This window comes from Halobiforma nitratireducens JCM 10879, from assembly GCF_000337895.1.
GTDB classification, from domain to species: domain Archaea; phylum Halobacteriota; class Halobacteria; order Halobacteriales; family Natrialbaceae; genus Natronobacterium; species Natronobacterium nitratireducens.
In genome coordinates, this window is sequence record NZ_AOMA01000080.1 from 1 (window position 1) to 17927 (window position 17927).

General features: G+C 65.6%; 14 protein-coding genes. 8 read left to right on the plus strand and 6 right to left on the minus strand.

Translation table 11 applies throughout. The features are described from left to right. Positions 1-90: 90 nt before the first annotated feature. Together C446_RS08020 and surE are read right to left on the minus strand one after the other, a co-directional pair. Positions 91-822 carry a DUF2103 domain-containing protein gene (locus C446_RS08020; RefSeq protein ID WP_006672588.1) on the minus strand — a complete coding sequence of 244 codons (732 nt, stop codon included), beginning with the start codon at positions 820-822 and terminating at the stop codon, positions 91-93. A gap of 78 nt (positions 823-900) precedes the next feature. Continuing rightward, entirely contained in the window at positions 901-1836 is a 936-nt protein-coding gene (surE, locus tag C446_RS08025) for a 5'/3'-nucleotidase SurE (protein WP_006672589.1), read from the minus strand. A 143-nt stretch (positions 1837-1979) separates the two neighbouring features. Between surE and C446_RS08030 the strand changes: the two genes are divergently transcribed. Genes C446_RS08030 through C446_RS08035 form a run of 3 tightly spaced genes read left to right on the plus strand, consistent with a single transcriptional unit; the run spans position 1980 to position 4029 of the window. Beyond that, the gene (locus C446_RS08030) at positions 1980-2372 is read left to right on the plus strand and encodes an FxLYD domain-containing protein (protein ID WP_006672590.1); all 393 of its coding nucleotides are present in this window, start codon (positions 1980-1982) and stop codon (positions 2370-2372) included. Further along, positions 2369-2524, plus strand: a complete 156-nt coding sequence (locus tag C446_RS20375; RefSeq protein WP_160162959.1) for a hypothetical protein — start codon at positions 2369-2371, stop codon at positions 2522-2524. Before C446_RS08030 ends, C446_RS20375 begins: the two co-directional genes overlap by 4 nt. Further along, positions 2521-4029 (plus strand): flippase, encoded by a 1509-nt coding sequence (locus tag C446_RS08035; RefSeq protein ID WP_006672591.1) that lies wholly within the window; start codon positions 2521-2523, stop codon positions 4027-4029. Before C446_RS20375 ends, C446_RS08035 begins: the two co-directional genes overlap by 4 nt. 80 nt (positions 4030-4109) lie before the next feature. Here C446_RS08035 and C446_RS08040 read toward each other — a convergent pair whose 3' ends face one another. Further along, positions 4110-5579 carry an MATE family efflux transporter gene (locus C446_RS08040; protein ID WP_049920103.1) on the minus strand — a complete coding sequence of 490 codons (1470 nt, stop codon included), beginning with the start codon at positions 5577-5579 and terminating at the stop codon, positions 4110-4112. Positions 5580-5811: 232 nt separating this feature from the next. Between C446_RS08040 and C446_RS08045 the strand changes: the two genes are divergently transcribed. The 3 genes from C446_RS08045 (at position 5812) to C446_RS08055 (ending at position 13023) form a co-directional block, all read left to right on the plus strand. Then, a complete protein-coding gene (locus tag C446_RS08045; RefSeq protein ID WP_006672593.1) occupies positions 5812-7227 on the plus strand; it encodes a serine hydrolase in 1416 nt (471 codons plus the stop codon). 104 nt (positions 7228-7331) lie between these two features. Further along, positions 7332-10331 (plus strand): PAS domain-containing sensor histidine kinase, encoded by a 3000-nt coding sequence (locus C446_RS08050; RefSeq protein ID WP_083861091.1) that lies wholly within the window; start codon positions 7332-7334, stop codon positions 10329-10331. Positions 10332-10539: 208 nt separating this feature from the next. Then, positions 10540-13023, plus strand: a complete 2484-nt coding sequence (locus C446_RS08055; RefSeq protein ID WP_006672595.1) for a DNA topoisomerase I — start codon at positions 10540-10542, stop codon at positions 13021-13023. Between the two features lie 96 nt (positions 13024-13119). On the opposite strand, the gene C446_RS08060 is transcribed toward C446_RS08055, so the two are convergent. Together C446_RS08060 and C446_RS08065 are read right to left on the minus strand one after the other, a co-directional pair. Continuing rightward, positions 13120-13833 carry a TlpA family protein disulfide reductase gene (locus C446_RS08060; RefSeq protein ID WP_006672596.1) on the minus strand — a complete coding sequence of 238 codons (714 nt, stop codon included), beginning with the start codon at positions 13831-13833 and terminating at the stop codon, positions 13120-13122. A gap of 75 nt (positions 13834-13908) precedes the next feature. Next, entirely contained in the window at positions 13909-14526 is a 618-nt protein-coding gene (locus C446_RS08065) for a TlpA family protein disulfide reductase (RefSeq protein WP_049920104.1), read from the minus strand. A gap of 341 nt (positions 14527-14867) precedes the next feature. On the opposite strand from C446_RS08065, the gene C446_RS08070 reads away from it, so the two are divergent. Continuing rightward, positions 14868-15503, plus strand: coding sequence for a class I SAM-dependent methyltransferase (locus C446_RS08070; RefSeq protein WP_006672598.1), 636 nt, complete (start codon positions 14868-14870; stop codon positions 15501-15503). 64 nt (positions 15504-15567) lie between these two features. Here the strand turns inward: C446_RS08070 and C446_RS08075 are convergent, their stop codons facing one another. Next, a complete protein-coding gene (locus tag C446_RS08075) occupies positions 15568-16191 on the minus strand; it encodes a TlpA family protein disulfide reductase (protein ID WP_006672599.1) in 624 nt (207 codons plus the stop codon). A gap of 178 nt (positions 16192-16369) precedes the next feature. Here C446_RS08075 and C446_RS08080 point away from each other — a divergent pair, with 178 nt between their 5' ends. Beyond that, positions 16370-17884: a PAS domain-containing sensor histidine kinase gene (locus C446_RS08080; RefSeq protein WP_006672600.1), complete on the plus strand. Its 1515-nt coding sequence runs from the start codon at positions 16370-16372 to the stop codon at positions 17882-17884. Positions 17885-17927 lie beyond the last annotated feature (43 nt).

The following is a 17927-nucleotide window of genomic DNA, read 5'->3' on the forward strand; positions in this document are numbered from 1 at the left end:
CTTCTAGTCTAGTTAAAGTGACTATTTTAGACGCTAGTGACTACACCGCGATAGGTCGGAGCTAATTTCGAAAGCGTGCAACGGGCTATACTACTGAAACTCCGCCTCCGAGAGCACGTCGTTTAAGTCCTCACGGATTCGCTCGCCCATTTCGCGGTCTCGAGCGGTCGTCACGACGCGGTTCTCCTGGACGCTCGAGCCGTCGCGGATGAGCATACGGACGTTACCGCCGTCGTCGGCGCGCGTGACCTTCGCACGGAGCCCGGATTGGGAACCCTTACCGCCGGCGTCGATGGGGCCAGGAATGACCTTCTTGACGTGGGGGTGGCCGGCGACGGTCTGGATGGCTCGCATCCCGGTCCGGCCGCCGATCAGCGTCGAGTGGCTCCCGCTGATTTTCTCCGCCGGTGGGGTTTCGACCACTTCCAGCGCGCGATTGCCCCGCCGGTCGCGGACCGCCTGGACGGCGTCCTCGTCGTCGACGCGGTAGAACGGGTGGTGGACGTCTTCACGGACGGCGCGGATCACCGCGCGGCTCCCGCCGGCGTAGACCTCTTCCGGCCGTTTGCGCCGTATCTCGTCCCCGATCAGGCCCGCGAAGTTCCGGAGTTCGATGACTTCACTCTCGCCGCCGTCTTCCGGGGTCGTCGTGATCGTCGTCTGTCCCAGCACGGGTTCCTCGCGATCCTCGTCGGCGAGCATCGTCAGCGTCGCCCGATCGCGTCCCGCCTCGAGGACCACCGCCTCCGTGTTGGCCTCCCGGCAGACGAGACAGAAGTCGCCGGGTTTCTCGAGCGGCGACGCACAGTGGCGACACTCCATATCGGCGGTTGCCGCCGAACGTGTAAAACCGGTCCGCTTTCGCTCGGCCCGGACGGGACGGTCGCCTCGCTCGCGCGGTCAGACGGGGACGATGTCCGCGAGTATCCGTTCGACCGGCTCCGTGTCGACGAGTTCGTACGGCGCGACCAGCGGCGAGATCGAGAGGTCGTCCTCGAGGAGGGCGTGGCGGTCGGTGTCCGATGGGTCGGGGATGTCCCGATTGGCCATCTGCTGCCAGAGGCGATTGGTCAGCCGGAATCGACCGTCCTGTATCGTCGCGTCCATCTCGTAGACTTCCGTCGGACGCGTGATCGCGAGGTTCTCGACCGGCCGATCCGGGCGGGGGACGTTGACGTTGAGGTAGTCGATCCGATCGAAGAGACCGGTTCCGGGCGCGCCGTCCACCAGCGAGGCGGTTATCTCGGCGGCGCGCTCGAAGTCGACGGGCTCGAGGTCGCCGTCGGACTCGAGGGTGTCCCCGGCGCGGTCGTAGCCAAGCGTGTCCATCGAGACTGCGATCGACGGCACGTCGAGGAACGCGGCCTCCATCGCGGCGCTGACCGTTCCCGACCGGGAGAGGACGTACGCGCCGAGGTTCGCACCGGCGTTGCAGCCGGAGACGAGTACGTCCGGCTGGGGGTCGATGGCGTTGACGCCGACGATAGCACAGTCACAGGGCGTCCCGTCGACCGCGTACCCCAGTTCGTGGTCGGCGTGTGGGACGGGGGAGGTGAACGAATCGTCCGGAATGTCGACGGCGAAGCCACCGCTGGCAGACGAGGTGACGGTGGCGTCGTCGGCGTCGGATTCGGCCTCGAGTTCCGAATCCGACTCCATCTCCTCGTCTTCGCCGGTCCGACCGTACGTCAGCGCTCGCCCGACCGCGCTTCGATTGCGGTCCGGCGCGACGACGGTAACCGACCCGACCGCCGAGAGCGCGTCGTACAGGGCGCGAATCCCGGGCGCATCGATCCCGTCGTCGTTGGTCAACAGAATCTCCGGGGGTGAATCCATATACGGCTCGTTTGCGACCCCGATGGATATGCGTATCCGTCCGCCCTGGAAGCGTTTCGAGACAGAATCAGGGCCGTCTTCGTGACCTCTTCCTGTCACGTCGTCCCGAACGCTCAAGACTCGTCCTCGACAATACGGGATAGATGCACCGTCGTGCGTTCCTCCCGCTCGTCGTCGGCTCGCTTACCGTCGGTGCCGGCTGCCTCGAGTTCCTCGACGAGGAGGAAGAGATCACCGATCCGGGCGACGTCGAGATCGTCTGGGACGACCTCGTCCGGGACGATCCTGGAACCGAAGACGAACGGGTCACGATCTGGGGGGTCGTCAGGAACGTCGGCGACAGAACGCTGAGTTACGTCGAGGTCAGAGCGACGTTTTTCGACGCGGAAAGCGAGGAACTCGAGAGCGTCATCCAGAACGTCGACCAGGACGTAAGCACCGGGGAGGAGTGGGCGTTCGAGGTCGAGTACCCACACTTCGGGGAGCGAGCCGCCGCAGTCGATCGGTACGAACTCGAGCCCGCGACGGGCGTGTGAGCGTGACTGTGACCGTTGCGGGCGGCGGGAGGACCCGCGCCGGCAGGGTGGACCTCGTGCGAACCGGCCAGCCGGAAGGGAACGCGGACGACGGAGCGAGTGGGTGGGGCGGGACCGAAGCGGAGCCGGACGAGGACACCCACACCACATGACCGACCACGACGAAGGCGTCTCGACGCTGGCGAAACAAGGCAGTATCACGTTCGTCGGGAACGTGGTCAACGGCGTTCTGGGCTTTGCCATCGTCATGCTGATGACCCGGTTCGTCAGTCCGTCCGTGTACGGCCTGTTCGTCCTTGCAACGTCGGTTATCCTCTTCATGCAGGTGTTCGCCAATCTCGGGCTACCGCTCGCGATCGATTACTTCGTCCCGCAGTACCTCGACGCCGGCGAACACGGCAAGGCCAAGGGCGTGATCGTCCAGGTCACCGCGACGGTCCTGATTACGTCCTCGCTGGTCGCGTTCGCGCTCGCGGCCAGTGCGTCGGTCGTCGGGAACTTCTTCCAGGAGCCCGCGATGGAGGTCGCGTTACTGTTCCTGTCGGTAACGATTCCGATGCTGGCGATCTACAACGTCCTTCTGACGTCTTACTACAGCATCAAGAAGCTACAGTACAGGGTCGTCATGCGCGACCTCGTGCGGCCGATCGTCCGGTTTAGCGTCACCGCGGGTCTCCTGTTGGTCGGGTACGGGCTGCTCGGGCTGATCGCCGGCTACGTCGTCGGTCTGTTCGCCGCGATCACCGTCGGTGCCGCCATCTTCACCTACAAGGCCTGGGACCTCCTGACCGCGAGACTCGAGCTCGTCTCCCCCAAACCGCTCGTCACCTACTCGCTCCCGCTGGCGATGACTAGCGTCGTCTTCGTCCTGATGGGCCACGTCGACTACTTCGTGCTTGGCTTTTTCCTTGCGTCCGACGACGTCGGAATCTATCGGGTCGGCTACATGCTCGGCTCGGGGCTGATGATCATCTTCAACTCGCTGTCGCCGGTGTTCAAGCCGTTGATCGCCGAGACCCGCGAGGACGTCGAACTCGTCCAGGCACGGTTCCGGACGATGGCCCGCTGGATCGTCGGGATCACGCTCCCGATCGCGATCGTCGTCTCGCTCGGTGCCAGCTCCTACCTGGCCGTTCTCTACACGCCCCAGTACGCCGAGGCGAGCGCCGTGGTCGCACTGCTGGCCCTTGCCTTCCTCTTTAACGTCACCTTCGGCGGCCCCGACGGCTCGCTGCTGCAAGGACTCGGTTACTCGCGGATCGTCTTCGCGAACACCCTCGTCCTCTTCGGCGCGAACTTCCTCGTCTCGATGGCGCTGGTTCCGGTCCTCGGCATCGAGGGGGCCGCCGTCGGCTCCGCGACTGCCCTCTTTCTCGTCGGCACGCTCACGCTGGCCGAGATATACTATCTCGACGGCATCCACCCCTTCACCCGCGACTTCGCCAAGATCGTCGCCGCCGGCGTCCCCGCAGCGATCGCCGGCGCGCCGATCGTCCTCTTTCTCGAGTCCGATCTCCTCGTCGTCGTCGCGCTCCCGGTGGTCGTCGTCGGCACCTACCTGCTCGTGTTGGTCGGAAGCGACGCGTTCACCGAGGAGGACGCACGGATGGTCGGCGAGTTCAGCCCGCGACTCGAGCGGTGGTTGCCGGTGGGGTAGTCATCTATCGGTTCACACTCAGTTCCGGTGCGACCGTTTCGGGCCACGGTTACACCGGGGCATCGGTACGATAACCCGTCTCACTCGTCGGCGGGAACGTCCGGACGCCCGGTCGCCTCGTCGTCGGTTTCGACGTCGGTGGCTTCGCCCTCGCCCTCGTCCTCGTCCTCATCGATGACCTGCTCGCGCCAGGTCCCCAGCCGGAACCAGGCGACGGCGACGACGAACGAGGCGACCATCCCGAACGAGTAGGCCCACCATATCCCCTCGATACCGAGGTCGATCCCTGGCACCGTCGGAATCGTCACGCCGACCAGTGGGATCGTCACCGTCGTAAACGCGAGCGCCAGCGCCACCGGGACCCGGAAGATCCACCGCGAGAGGAAGGAAAGCACCATCGCCTCTCGCGTATTGCCGGCACCGCGGAACGCACCCTGGATGACCATCACGCCCGCGAACAGCGCCCAGAACGGCCCCATGATCCGCAGGAAGACGACCCCCTCGGCGATCACCTCGGGATCGGCGACGAAGACGCGCATCGCCTGTGCGGGGAAGGCAAAGAGCAGCGCCGCGACACCGAAGATCAGCGCCATCGTTCCCGCGGTCGCCGTCCGCGTCACTGCTGCGGCGCGGTCGGGCGTCTTCGCGCCGAGGTTCTGCCCGACGCCGGTCGCGGTCGCGTTGCCGACGGCCCCTGCGACCGACCACGTCACGGACATGTACCGGACGCCGATCCCGTAGGCCGCCGTCGGGGCAGCGCCGAACCGGGCGACGAAGCCGGCCATCGCGACCGAGGCGAAGCTGCGGGCCCAGCCGTCGATCGTCGACGGATAGCCGATGTCGATCAGTTTGCGCTGGATGTCGAGGTTCGGCGTCAGGTCCCGTGGTCGGAGTCGCACGCCGAACCGGCCGTCGAGCAGGACGTAGACGCCCGCTGCGGCCGCGATCGCCCTCGAGATGAACGTCGCGACGGCTGCACCGCGGGTCCCCATCTCGGGGAACGGCCCCCACCCGAGGATGAAAAACGGGTCGATGACGACGTTGATCCCGGCGGAGATGAGCACGAGCCACATCGCGGTTTTCGTGTCGCCAGCCCCCTGCAGCGAGGCCCGAAACGCGAAAAAGAGGAACGTGAGTGGCAAGGCGAGAAAGATTACTTCGATGTACGCAAGCGCCTCGACGAACACCTGATCGCGCGCGCCGATCAGCCACAGCAGCGGCCGACGGAAGTAGAGCCCGAGTGCCGCAAGCACCGACGAGACGGCGAGCGTGAGCAACACGGTCTGGGCGACGACCCTGTCTGCCATCCGGTCGTCGTCGGCCCCGACGTACTGGGAGACCAGCGCGATCGTCGCCGCGGTGACCCCCATCGCCGTCGAGACGAACATCCACGAGAGCGGAAACATCAGCGACACGGCGGCGACGGCGTCGCTACCCACCCGACCGACCCAGAACATATCCGCGAGATTGTAGAACGTCTGGAGCAAATTCCCCAGAACTAGCGGCCAGGCCAGGTGGAGTAGCTTCGACGGGATCGGCCCCGTCGTCATATCGACCCGTTTGCGGTCGGGTTCCGCACCCGCGTCCGCATCGGAGTCCGAGTTCGGGGCTGGGTTCGAGTTCGAGTCCGGATCGCCCACGCGTACCAGATAGTGGCTCGCTCGGACGGGTGAAAAGGGCTCGCCTCCCGTAACGGGTTGCCGGCTTCGACTGGGGCGGGAGAGTCGGCTGATGGTGTGGGATTTCTCAACATTCATGTGGTCCGAGTCTGAGTGGCCCACCATGTCCGAGACGCTCGAGTCCGAGACGATCGATCGGATCGACTCGTTGCTTCGCGACCGACTCCGGAAAGACGACGTTCCGGGTCTGAGCCTCGCGGTCACCGACGGCGAAGCGACGATCTACGCTCGCGGCTACGGCTCGCGGGAGCTCGCGTCGAACGATCCTGCGACGCCCGAGACAGTCTACGGCATCGGCTCCGTCTCGAAATCCGTCGCCGCGCTCGCGGTCGCCCAACTGGTCGACGATGGTGCCCTCTCCTACGACGATCCCGTCGTCGACCACCTCGAGATCGACGTGCCCGACGACGTAACCCTGCATCACTTGCTCAGCCACACCTCCGGCTACCCGTCGCTGGCGGTCAGCGAGGCGTTGATCGCCCGCCAGCTCGAGGTCGGCGAGGCCGGCGTCCCGCTTGGCTCGCTCGAGGACGTTCGTGCCCACGTCGAGGGCGCTCGCGACGAGATCGCGGGCGAGCCGGGCGAGCGCTGGCTGTACTGCAACACCGGCTACACGCTGGTCGGGCTGGTGATCGAGGCGGTGACGGACCGTCCGTACACGGAGTATGTCACCGACGAAATCCTCGAGCCGCTCGCGATGACGCGTTCGACCTACGACGGCGACGTCTTCGAGTCGTTCGAGGATCGGATGACGCCGTACTTTCCGGCACAGGAGGGTGCCGACGAAGGCGGGGACGGGAACGGAGACGAAAGCGAGACCCCCGACCTCGAGCCCGCCGCGCTCCCGATTCGCGAACAGAGCGCGGCTGCAGGGGGGTTGCTCGCGCCGGTGACGGACCTCGCCAAGTACGTTCGTCTCCACCTCAACGAGGGCGTCGCCGTCGACGGAGACGAACGGCGACTGGTCGGCGCTGACTCGCTCGAGGCCTGCTACGGCGAGTACGCCGAGACGCCCGCCGGCCCGTACGGCTACGGCTGGCGGACGCGAGACGTGTGCGGTCACGAGCTGATCGGCCACAGCGGTTCGATCGCGGTCTCGACGGCCTACGCCGGCTTCTCGCCGGAGGAAGACGTCGGCATCACCCTACTGGCCAACGCCGCACCCGGCTACGCCCTCGCGGAACTCGGGAAAGGGGTCTTCGCAGCGCTGGTCGGAGAGGAGCCGCGCGAGCTTCCGTTCTTCGCACGAAAACGACGCCTCGAGGAGTTCGCGGGCGAATACGAGACCTACCGCGGGATCAAGGAGGGCGAGGTCCGAATCGAGGGTGGGACCCTTCGGCTCCGCGTCGGCGGCCCGATCGAGGACGGTGCCTGGACGCCGCTCGTTCCGGCGGACCTCGAGGCCGGGGAGTTTTACGCCGTGACGCCGGCTGGGAACCGCCAGCCGGTTACGTTCGAGCGCGACGCGGATGGGACCCTGAGTCTCTTCATCGACCGGTGGCGACTCCACCAGCGGTAGCGGCCGGCTGCACACGTAAAGTTATGCCTCACATGTTCGTGTTATCTCTTCATACCGGCCAAAAAGTTGAATTACCTATCAAACAGCGTGGCTGATAGGTGACGATGGGACGGGAGCCTCGAGACGCACCTGTTTCTCGAGACGACGGGCTGGACGACCGGGTGCGCGTGTTCGTCCTCGCGAGTGACCGGGATCGCGGACTGACGGTCGCGGAGCAACTCGAGCGAAGCGACGAGTCGCTCGTGGCGACCGTCGACGCGACTGTCGACGGGGCAGCGACCGGCTGGCTCGACGTGTGTGAGGGCAACGACGACGACGACGACGACGATGATGCCGACGATGGCGACGACGGCGGGGACAAGAGAGACCACGGTGACGAGATCACGGCCGATTGCCTGCTCTACACCGAGGCACGACTAGCTGCATCCGCCGGTTCGAAGCTGGCCCGGACGGTCGAGTCGATCCGCGACCGACGACCCGACCTCCCGATCGTCTGTCTCGGCGACGGGAGCCTCGTCGACCCCGAGGCGGCGCTCGAGGCTGGCGTCACGGATTACGTACTGGGAGCAGTTCGGGAGGAGGGACTAGACCGGAGCCGCGAAGCAGTTCTCGCCCGCCGACTCCGGAACTGCGGCGAGCGGTATCGATCGCGACGAGCAGCGGCCGAGTACCGCTCTCTCTTCGAGCGGCTGCCCGACGCCGTCGTCGTTCACGACGCGAACGGGCACCTCATCCGGGCGAACCCGGAAGCAGCCGAGTTGCTCGGCTACGGCTGTCCGGAACAACTGGCGGAGAAACGCGTCACGGACATCGAAGTCGGCCTGGACTCGGCGACGCTCGAGTCGGTGCTGTGTGACCTCACGCCAGGGGAAACGACTACCGTCGACGGTCGGAACAGACGCGCCGACGGAACGGAGTTTCCCGTGCAGGTGAGCGTTCGCCGCGACGAGACGGACGACGATCGGTTCGTCGCAGTCGTTCGCGACGTATCGGCGCTCGCAAAACGAGAACAGGAACTCGAGCGGAGCCTGGACCTCCTCGAACAGACCGAGGTGATCGCGGATGCCGGCGGCTGGGAACTCGACTGTCTGACCGGTGACCTCCGATGGACCGAGGGTACCAGACGGATCTACGGGGTCGGAGACGAGTACGAACCGACTCTCGAGACGGTGCTTGATTTCTATCACCCGGAGGATCGACCGCGAATCGCGTCGGCGGTCCACGAGGCGATCGCGGACGGGAGCACGTTCGACGAGACGGGTCGCATCGTCGCGGCCGACGGATCGACGCGGCGGATACGGGCCCGTGGCGAGCCCCGCTGTGAGGACGGCGAGACGGTCCGGCTTTACGGCGCGGTCTGGGACGGAACCGAACAGCACAGACAGCGCCGCGAGATTCGCGCCAGTAACGCGAAACTGGAGGCGCTCGCGGCGGCGTTTCCCGACATCGCACTCCTGATCGGCGAAGACGGACGATACCTCGAGGTGTACGCCGGTGAGGAGTCCGAGTCGCTGCTGGTCGACAGCCCCGACGCGCTCGTCGGTGGAGTCCTCGAGGAACTGCTCCCGGAACGGCAAGCCTCGACGCTCCGGGACGCCGTCGACCGGGCCATCGAATCGGACGCGATACAGACGGTCGAATACCGGCTCGAGGTCCCGGCGGGCGAACGCTGGTTCGAAGGCCGGGTCGCACCCGTCGACAACCGTATCGACGGCTCGCGAGCGGTCGTGTTGGTCGCCCGTGACGTAACCGAGCACAAGGAGACGGCCGCCGAACTCCGCCAGCGGGAAGCCCATCTCGAGCAGGCTCAGGCCCTCGGCAACATCGGTAGCTGGTACAAGGACCTCGAGGAGGATCGGATCTACTGGTCCGACGAAGTCGACGAGATTTTCGCCGTCGACAGCGACTCCGAGCACAGTCGGTACCAAAAAGAGCGAACGGAAGGGACGATCGACCACGAGACGTTCCTGCAGTACATTCATCCCGAAGACGAAGCGTACGTCGAGCGAAAGTGGAACGCCGCAAAACGGGGGGAGCCGTACGACATCGAACACCGGATCGTCACCGCCGACGGCGAGACGAAGTGGGTCAGACAGAAGGCCGAACTCACGTTCGACGACGGCGATCCGGTCAGCGCCGTCGGCGTCGTACAGGACGTAACCGAGCGAAAGGCCTACGAACGGCAACTCGAGTCCCAGAACGAGCGTCTCGAGGTCTTCAACCGAGTCATCCGCCACGACCTGCGGAACCGTCTGAACGTAATCGAGGGGTACGCGTCGATGCTCGAACGGAAGAGCGACGACGAGGGGAAATCGTTCGCCCGTCGCATCCAGGTCGCGGCGGAGGAACTGCGATCGGTCGGCGAGGAACTCCACCGGGCAAACAGCGTCGTCACCGGCTCGGCGGCTGATCGCCGCGCGGTCGAACTGATGGACGTCCTCGAGAGCGCGGTGGCGTCGCTTCGTGATCGGTTCTCCGGATTCGAGTGTTCGGTGTCCGGGCCGTCGGCGTCCGCGCCCGTTCGAGGGGCCGAGCGACTGGAGATCGCGCTGGAACACGTCCTCGAGAACGCGATCGAACACAACGACGCGGCCCACCCACGGATCGAAGTCGACGCGTCGACGACCGAGGGCGGCGTCGACGACGGGATCGAGTTGACGATCGCCGACAACGGGCCGGGGATTCCAGCGGCCGAACGGGAGATCCTCACGGGCCAGCGCGAGCGGTCACAACTCGAGCACGCGAGCGGTCTCGGTCTCTGGATCGCCACCTGGATGGTCTCGAGTCTCGACGGCGAGATCGATCTCGAGAACGGGACTGTCGGCGGTAACGGCGACGGAGAAGACGACGGTTCCGGCACCGTCGTCCGCCTTCGGTTGCCGCGGGCGGACCCCGACGCGGTTTCGAACGGCGGGGCGATACCGACGACGGCAACGGGAGCCCCCGCGAGCTCGGACGGCGAGCCAAAAGAGCACGAGGAGGATGGACCCGAAACGAGTGGTTCCGACGACGGCGACGGCGACGACGACGATCCGACAGCCTCCGGACCTTCGCCTTCGTCCACGCCGACCGATCGGTCAGCCGGTCCGTCGTGGGACGGGTAAGTCCGGACCGTGAGCCTCGATACCGTCCGCGAGCCGCGCTCGCTTCCCCCGGACCGCCGATGCTCTGTCGGGCGCGCAGCGCACGCACGCCCGTGCTGTCTGTCGGTTTGGCTGCGAAAGGGTTATCAGATGCTCCGTCGTACCGGCCGACGATGAACGTCACGCCTCGCCCGCGCGAGCCGGCTCCCCGCCCAGGGGGTGGTCCGCGGTGGAACTGATCATCACCGAGAAGGACAACGCCGCGAGACGGATCGCCGACATCCTTTCCGGCGGCACGTACGACTCGAGCCGGGAGAACGGCGTCAACGTCTACGAGTGGGGCGGGAAACGTTGTGTGGGGCTGTCCGGTCACGTCGTCGGCGTCGACTTCCCGCCCGAGTATTCCGACTGGCGGGACGTCGAACCGGTCGAGTTGATCGACGCGGACGTCGAAAAAACCGCGACGAAGGAGAACATCGTCGCGACGCTGCGGATTCTCGCCCGCAAGGCAAACACAGTGACGATCGCGACTGACTACGACCGCGAGGGCGAACTCATCGGCAAGGAAGCCTACGAGATCGTCCGAGAGGTCAACGAAACGGTCCCGATCCGTCGTGTCCGGTTCTCCTCGATCACCGAAAACGAGGTGACAGACGCGTTCGAGAACCCCGACGACATCGACTTCGATCTCGCGGCCGCTGGCGAGGCTCGCCAGATCATCGACCTGATCTGGGGTGCCGCGCTCACCCGCTTTCTCTCGCTGTCGGCCGGCCAACTCGGCGACGACTTCATCTCCGTCGGTCGGGTCCAGTCACCGACGCTAAAGTTGATCGTCGACCGCAAACGCGAGATTCAGGCGTTCGATCCCGAGGAGTACTGGGAGCTCTTTGCCGACCTGCAAAAAGACGACACGAGCTTCGAGGCCCAGTACTTCTACCGCGACGAGGACGACAACGAAGCCGAACGCGTCTGGGAGGAGGCGACCGCCGAGGAAGTCCACGACACGCTCTCGAGTCGTGACGCTGCCACCGTCGTCGACGTCAACCGCCGCACGCGGACGGACGCGCCGCCGGCCCCGTTTAACACCACCCAGTTCATCCGTGCGGCCGGAGCCCTGGGCTACTCTGCACAGCGTGCGATGTCGATCGCCGAGGACCTCTACACTGCCGGCTACATCACCTACCCGCGGACGGACAACACCGTCTACCCGGACGACCTCGAACCCGAGGAGCTGCTCGACGAGTTCGTCGGTCACTCGACGCTTGGCGACAGCGCCGAGCAACTGCTCGAGGCCGACGCGCTCGAGCCGACCAGGGGCGACGAGGAGACGACCGACCACCCCCCAATTCATCCGACGGGCGAGATTCCCTCGCGGGGCGGCGACGTGAACGACGACGAGTGGGAAATCTACGAACTCGTCGTCCGGCGGTTCTACGCCACCGTCGCAGAGGCCGCCGTCTGGGAACACCTCAAGGTCGTCGCCGAGGTCGACGACTGCCGCCTGAAGGCAAACGGCAAGCGGCTGGTCGAACCCGGCTACCACGACGTCTACCCGTACTTCAGCACGGCCGAGAACTACGTCCCTGACGTCGACGAGGGGGAGAGGCTGGGGCTGACCGACGTCGAACTCGAGGCGAAAGAGACCCAGCCACCCCGCCGGTACGGCCAGTCGCGGCTCATCGAGACCATGGAGGATCAGGGGCTGGGAACCAAGTCGACGAGACACAACACGCTCGAGAAACTGTACGACCGGGGGTACATCGAGAGCGATCCGCCACGGCCGACGAAACTCGCGATGGCGGTCATCGACGCTGCCGAGAACTACGCCGACCGGGTCGTCAGCGAGGAGATGACCGCACAGCTCGAGGCCGACATGGACGCCATCGCCTCCGGCGAGGCGACCCTCGCGGACGTCACCGACGAGTCCCGCGAGATGTTAGAGGAAATATTCGCGAATCTCGCGGATTCCCGCGAGGAGATCGGCGACCACCTCCGGAAGTCGCTCAAGGACGACAAACGGCTCGGGCCGTGTCCCGAGTGTGGTGAGGACCTCCTCGTACGGAGCAGCCGCCACGGCTCGTACTTCGTCGGCTGTGACGGCTACCCCGACTGCGAGTTTACGCTGCCGCTGCCCTCGACTGGCAAGCCGCTGATCCTCGACCAGGAGTGTGAGGACCACGACCTCAACGAGGTGAAGATGCTCGCCGGCCGGCAGACGTTCGTCCACGGCTGTCCGCTCTGTAAGTCCGAAGACGCAGGTGAGGGCCCGGTTCTCGGCGACTGTCCCGACTGCGGGGACGACCACGACGGCGACCTCGCCGTCAAAACCCTCCAGAGCGGCTCGCGGCTCGTCGGCTGTACGCGATATCCGGACTGTGACTACTCCTTGCCACTGCCACGCCGCGGCGAGATCGAGGTCACCGACGAGCGCTGCGAGGAACACGGCCTCCCCGAACTCGTCGTCCACAGCGGCGACGACCCGTGGGAGCTTGGGTGTCCGATCTGTAACTACCAGGAGTTTCAGGCCCGCGAGTCGGAGACCGGCTCCGACCTCGAGGCGCTGGACGGCGTCGGTGCGAAAACTGTCGAGAAGCTGTCCGACGCGGGCATCGAGAGCATCGACGACCTGACCGACGCCGATCCGGAAGCGGTCGCGGAAGACGTCGACGGCGTCTCGGCCGACCGAATTCGTACCTGGCAGGCCGAGGCCTGATCCGGCTGGCGAGTCGTACTGTTTACTGTAGTCACGTACCGCCGATCGCCGGAACGAAGGTCGACGATCGGCAGTAAACAGGTACAGCAATCCGTATCAGGCGTCGTTTTCGCCCTCGCGTTCGCCATTCCGCTCGAGGTCGCGTTCCGATTCGTTCTTATCGTCGGACTCGTGTTCGTTTCCGTCGGTAGCTTCGTCTTCCCCGCGGTCCGGACCGATCGTTTCGTCCTTGAGGTGCTCCTCGAAGATCGACTCGAGACGACGAACGTACCTGTCGCTCTCGAGGACCCGATCCGTCCGCCAGTGGTTCTCTCCGTCGGCGTCGATGACGAGGAGTACCGTGCCGGCGACGCGGTACCGGGTCGCGAGTCGACCCGCCGGATCGAAACCGAGCGACCAGTTCCCCTCGTGCTCGCGCCACCACTCCCGGAGGTCGGGTTCGGGTGTTGGCGGAAAGAGCGAGACGAACGTCACGGCGTCGCCGTACTCGCTTGTGAGCCGTTCGTGGGCGTCGGCCAGGGGCGACAGCATCCGTTCACATTGGGTGCACGTGACCGAAAAGAACGTCACGACGGTGATCCCGTCGTTCGGGACGGGGAGCGTTCCCGACTCGCTTCCCTGTGCGTCGATCGTCTCCACTTCGATCGGTTCGTCCCCGGCAATCGATGTCCCGTCGGCGTTCGGTTCCGACGCAGTGTCGGACCCGGATCGGGGGCCGTCCGCCGCTGGCAGGCCACGTCGGAGAACGGCGACCGCCCCGCCCAACGCACTCAGACTCGCGATGCCTGCCACGAGTTCGCGACGGTTCACGGTCGACAGTCGTCGGGACGGGGAAAATACGTACGGGTTCGCTCCTCGAAAGCGGCGGTCGCGAAGCGAGGACAGTCAGTCGTCGTCCGTCTCCACGGGTTCCTCGAGCACCGACTCGACGCGGTCGACGATCCGCTCGGTCTCGAGTTCGCCCTCGTCTCGCCAGCGAACGTCGCCGTCGGCGTCGATGGCGAGGAGAACGGGGTGGCGGGTGACGCCGTACTCTCGCCCGAGCGTTCCGTCGCCGTCGTAGGCGAGGGTCCAGTCCCCGTCGTGTTCGGCCCACCAGTCCCGCAGTTGTTCCTCGGTCTGGTGGGACGCGACCGAGACGACAGTGACGGCGTCGCCGTGGTCGTCGGCGAGTTGCGCCTGTGCCTCGACCAGGTTCGGCATCAGTGACCGACACCGGTGACAGACCGCCGAGAAGAACACGACCAGAGAGACGCCGTCGGTCGGGATCGTGACCGCCCCGGCGTCGCTGCCGGGCGCGTCGATCGTCTCGAGCGTGACGGCTCCGTCGCTCGCGTCGTCGCCCTCGTCGTCGCCCTCGCCGTCGTCGTCGTTGTGCTCGTCACTGTCAGATCGGTCGGAACCGTCGTTGCCGAGCACGGTCGACCGCACTCGCCACGCGACCGCACCGCCGCCGAGAACGCCGACACTCGCGAGTCCAGCGACGAGTTCGCGACGGTTCACGACCGACACCTCCGAAGGCGGAGCGGATCGAACGTCTGCAGCGGAGACCGAACGCGCATACGTGATACAGTGTTCCAAGGAAAAAAGACCCTCCGGTGGGTGGTACTGTCGGACCCAGGCAAGACGAACCTGATCGTGGATTCGGAGCCGTCGCCACCGGTGACGACTCCAGCAGCAGGATCGGCTTCACGTCGTTCTGTCTAGCAGTACGAAGCATCGTCGGCCCGATCGTGCCGAGTCGTCCACAGCCACAGCCACAGCCACAGCCACAGCCACAGCCACAGCCACATTCACGGGAACCGGCACGAACCTACAAGATCGGCCAGTCCGTCCAGTCGACCGTGACCGACGATCGAGCACGGTGGAACGAGAAGTACGCCGACCCAGCGTTCGAACTGCCGGACGAGCCGATTCCCGAACTCGAGCGCCGGATCGAGACGCTGCCCGATGGTCGCGCGCTCGATGTCGCGACGGGCACGGGACGCAACGCGATCTTCCTCGCCGAGCACGGCTACGCGGTCGACGCGCTCGACGTTGCCGACGCGGCCCTCGAGCGGGCTCGCCGGCGTGCAAACGAGCGCGATGTCGACGTAAACTGGGTGCGGGCGGACCTAGAGGAATACCCGCTCGAGGATCGAGCGGAGTACGACATCGTCACGGTCAGTTTCTTCACCGCTCTCGAGCACCTGCCGGCGCTGAAAGCGGCGCTCGCGCCAGGGGGTGTCCTGGTGTACGAACATCACCTCCGTTCGAGCGATCCCATCGACATGGGTCCCTCGAGCGACACACACCGGTTCCGATCGAACGACCTCCTGCGGGCGTGTCTGGACCTGACGATCCTCCACTACGAGGAGCGACGCCGGCCCGAGTCAATGGGGATGGGTGCCGTCGCGACAGTGGTCGCGCGAAACTCCAGTGGGGGAGCACAGTCGTATCCGCTGCTTGGCGACCGGGACGACGAGCCAGGAAGCGACTAGCGGATGACCCGACACAGATCACGGGACCACCGATCACACAGCTCGAGCCGATGGAACCGCTTCCTTACGCGTTGCCGTCGCCAGACGACTCGTCGTCGAACACGTCCCTGATTGCAAAGGCGATCGTCGAAGCTGACGTACTCCCCCGATGTCGCCACCGAACGTCGCCCTCGCCGTCGAGCACGACGAGCATCGGGAACCCCGGCACGTCGTAGTGATCGTTGAGGTGTCCGCCCTCGTCGATTCCGACCGACCAGTCGCCGTCGTGTTCCTCCCACCAGTCGGCGAGTTCGGTCGCCGAGGGACTGAGCCCCCGCGTATCGTCGGTCACCGAGAGAAACGCGACGGTCCCGTTCGGGCCGACTTCGTGGTCGTCCTCGAGTCGGTTTCGTGCATCGCCGATCGTCTCGAGCAAGCGTTCGCTCGTCGGACACTCCGTCCGGGTGAAATTGACGAGCGTGACCCGCCTCTCTTGTGGAACCGTCACCGTCCCTGCGTCGCTGCCGGGCGCGTCGACGGTCGTGATCTCGAACGGCGGAACGGCCCCAGCGGCGTCGGTGGCTGTTCGTGTGCCGTCGCCCTCGTCGGTCGTGTCGGTATCGGACCCGTTACCATCGGTTCCGCCCTCGAGACACCCGGTGACGGCGATGGCACCGCCAGTCGTCGCGAGGAGTTCGCGTCGGTTCATACCATCCCCGCCTCCGGAGTCGACGAATGCGTCGTCACAGCTCTGTCCGAAACGAACGCTCGGACGGTAAAGAAGTACTGGGACCGACGAGAACGGCCTCAAGCGGTGCTCCCATGACCGGATATATCAGTATCGAAGCCATAACCGGTTCGTGACAGAGACGCCTGGAACGAGTACCGTGGACGAATCACCGGATATTCCGGATTTTCCGTTCGACGAAAGCGGTTTCTTTCGCCAACTAGTGGCGAATACGTCCGAAGGACTCCTGACGATCGACGAAGAGAGCACGATCGTGTTCGCGAACGAAGCGATCGAGGACATCCTCGGCTATACCCCGGCCGAGCTAGTCGGCACCTCGAAGATGCAACTCATCCCCGAGCGGCTCCGTTCGGCTCACGCGGCCGGTCTCGAAAAGTACGTTCGAACGGGAGAGAAACACATCGACTGGGACGGGATCGAGCTGCCCGCGTTGCACAAAGCGGGACACGAAGTACCGGTACTGGTCAGTCTCCGGGAACACCGATACGACGATCGGCGGCTCTTCACCGGTCTGTTCCGGGATATCTCCGAGCGGAAATCCCGACGGCGACGTTTCGAGGCCGTCTTCAACAACACCTATCAGTTCACTGGACTCGCCGAACCCGACGGGACCCTGATCGAAGCCAACGAAACGGCGCTGTCGTTCGGCGGCATCGACCGTGAGGATGTGGTCGGGCAGTCACTCTGGGACGCCCCCTGGTTCGATCTGAACGACGAGACGAGACGGACGGTCCGGACCGGCGTCGAACGAGCCGCGGAGGGTGAGTTCGTCAGAGACGAGCTCCGCATTCAGGGTGACGAACGCGTCGCGATCATCGACTTTTCCCTGCGGCCGATCACGGACGACGACGGCGGCGTACAGTTGTTGATCCCGGAAGGGCGGGACATCACGAATCTCAAGATGCGCGAGCGGCACCTGCAGGTCCTCCACCGGCTGCTCCGGCACAACCTTCGTAACGACCTCAACGTCATCAACGGCTTTGCAGAGACGCTCGTCGCCGAACTCGAGTCCCTGGATCGAGACGACGGTCTCGACGAGCGGTTCGTCGAGTACGCCGCCGAGATCGAGGAGACGACCGGCGATTTGATCGAGATGAACGAACGGGCGAAGCAGCTCGCCGACGCGACGATCGGTACCGACACGCCGCTTGCTCCCGTCCCCCTCGCGGCCGTCGTCGACGAGGTCGTCGCTGCTCTCGAAGACCGATACCCCGAGAGTGAACTCACTGTCTGTGTCGGAACGCCGTCCGGAACTCCTCCCTCGCCGGCGGTCGTTGGGTCCGGAACGTTCGAGCCCCAGGTTACCGCCGACGAACGGCTCGAGACCGTCTTCGAGGAGGTCGTCGAGAACGCCGTCGTTCACGCCGCCGAGCCGGAGCCGTCGGTCGAGATACGACTTTACCCGGCGGGCGAGTACGCCGCCGTCCGCGTCACGGATACCGGACCGGGAATCCCCGAATCCGAACGCGTCGGCGTCTTCGACGACGGGTCCGCGACGCAGATCGATCACGGAACGGGGCTCGGACTCTGGTTGGCCGGGTTGATCGTCGACGACTACGGCGGCCACCTGGGATACGAGCGCCACGAGAACGGGAGCCACGTAACGGTCTACGTTCCACGGGACGGTTGGTCGCCGGCCGGGAGTAGTGCGTAGCGCCTAACGCGACCCCACGTCGTGGTCGATCCGATCACTACGC

Bases quoted from the DNA above. Each gene is read 5' to 3' on its own strand.
- C446_RS08020 (WP_006672588.1), bottom strand. From the start codon at position 822: ATGGAGTGTCGCCACTGTGCGTCGCCGCTCGAGAAACCCGGCGACTTC.
- surE (WP_006672589.1), bottom strand. From the start codon at position 1,836: ATGGATTCACCCCCGGAGATTCTGTTGACCAACGACGACGGGATCGAT.
- C446_RS08030 (WP_006672590.1), top strand. From the start codon at position 1,980: ATGCACCGTCGTGCGTTCCTCCCGCTCGTCGTCGGCTCGCTTACCGTC.
- C446_RS08035 (WP_006672591.1), top strand. From the start codon at position 2,521: ATGACCGACCACGACGAAGGCGTCTCGACGCTGGCGAAACAAGGCAGT.
- C446_RS08040 (WP_049920103.1), bottom strand. From the start codon at position 5,579: ATGACGACGGGGCCGATCCCGTCGAAGCTACTCCACCTGGCCTGGCCG.
- C446_RS08045 (WP_006672593.1), top strand. From the start codon at position 5,812: ATGTCCGAGACGCTCGAGTCCGAGACGATCGATCGGATCGACTCGTTG.
- C446_RS08050 (WP_083861091.1), top strand. From the start codon at position 7,332: ATGGGACGGGAGCCTCGAGACGCACCTGTTTCTCGAGACGACGGGCTG.
- C446_RS08075 (WP_006672599.1), bottom strand. From the start codon at position 16,191: ATGAACCGACGCGAACTCCTCGCGACGACTGGCGGTGCCATCGCCGTC.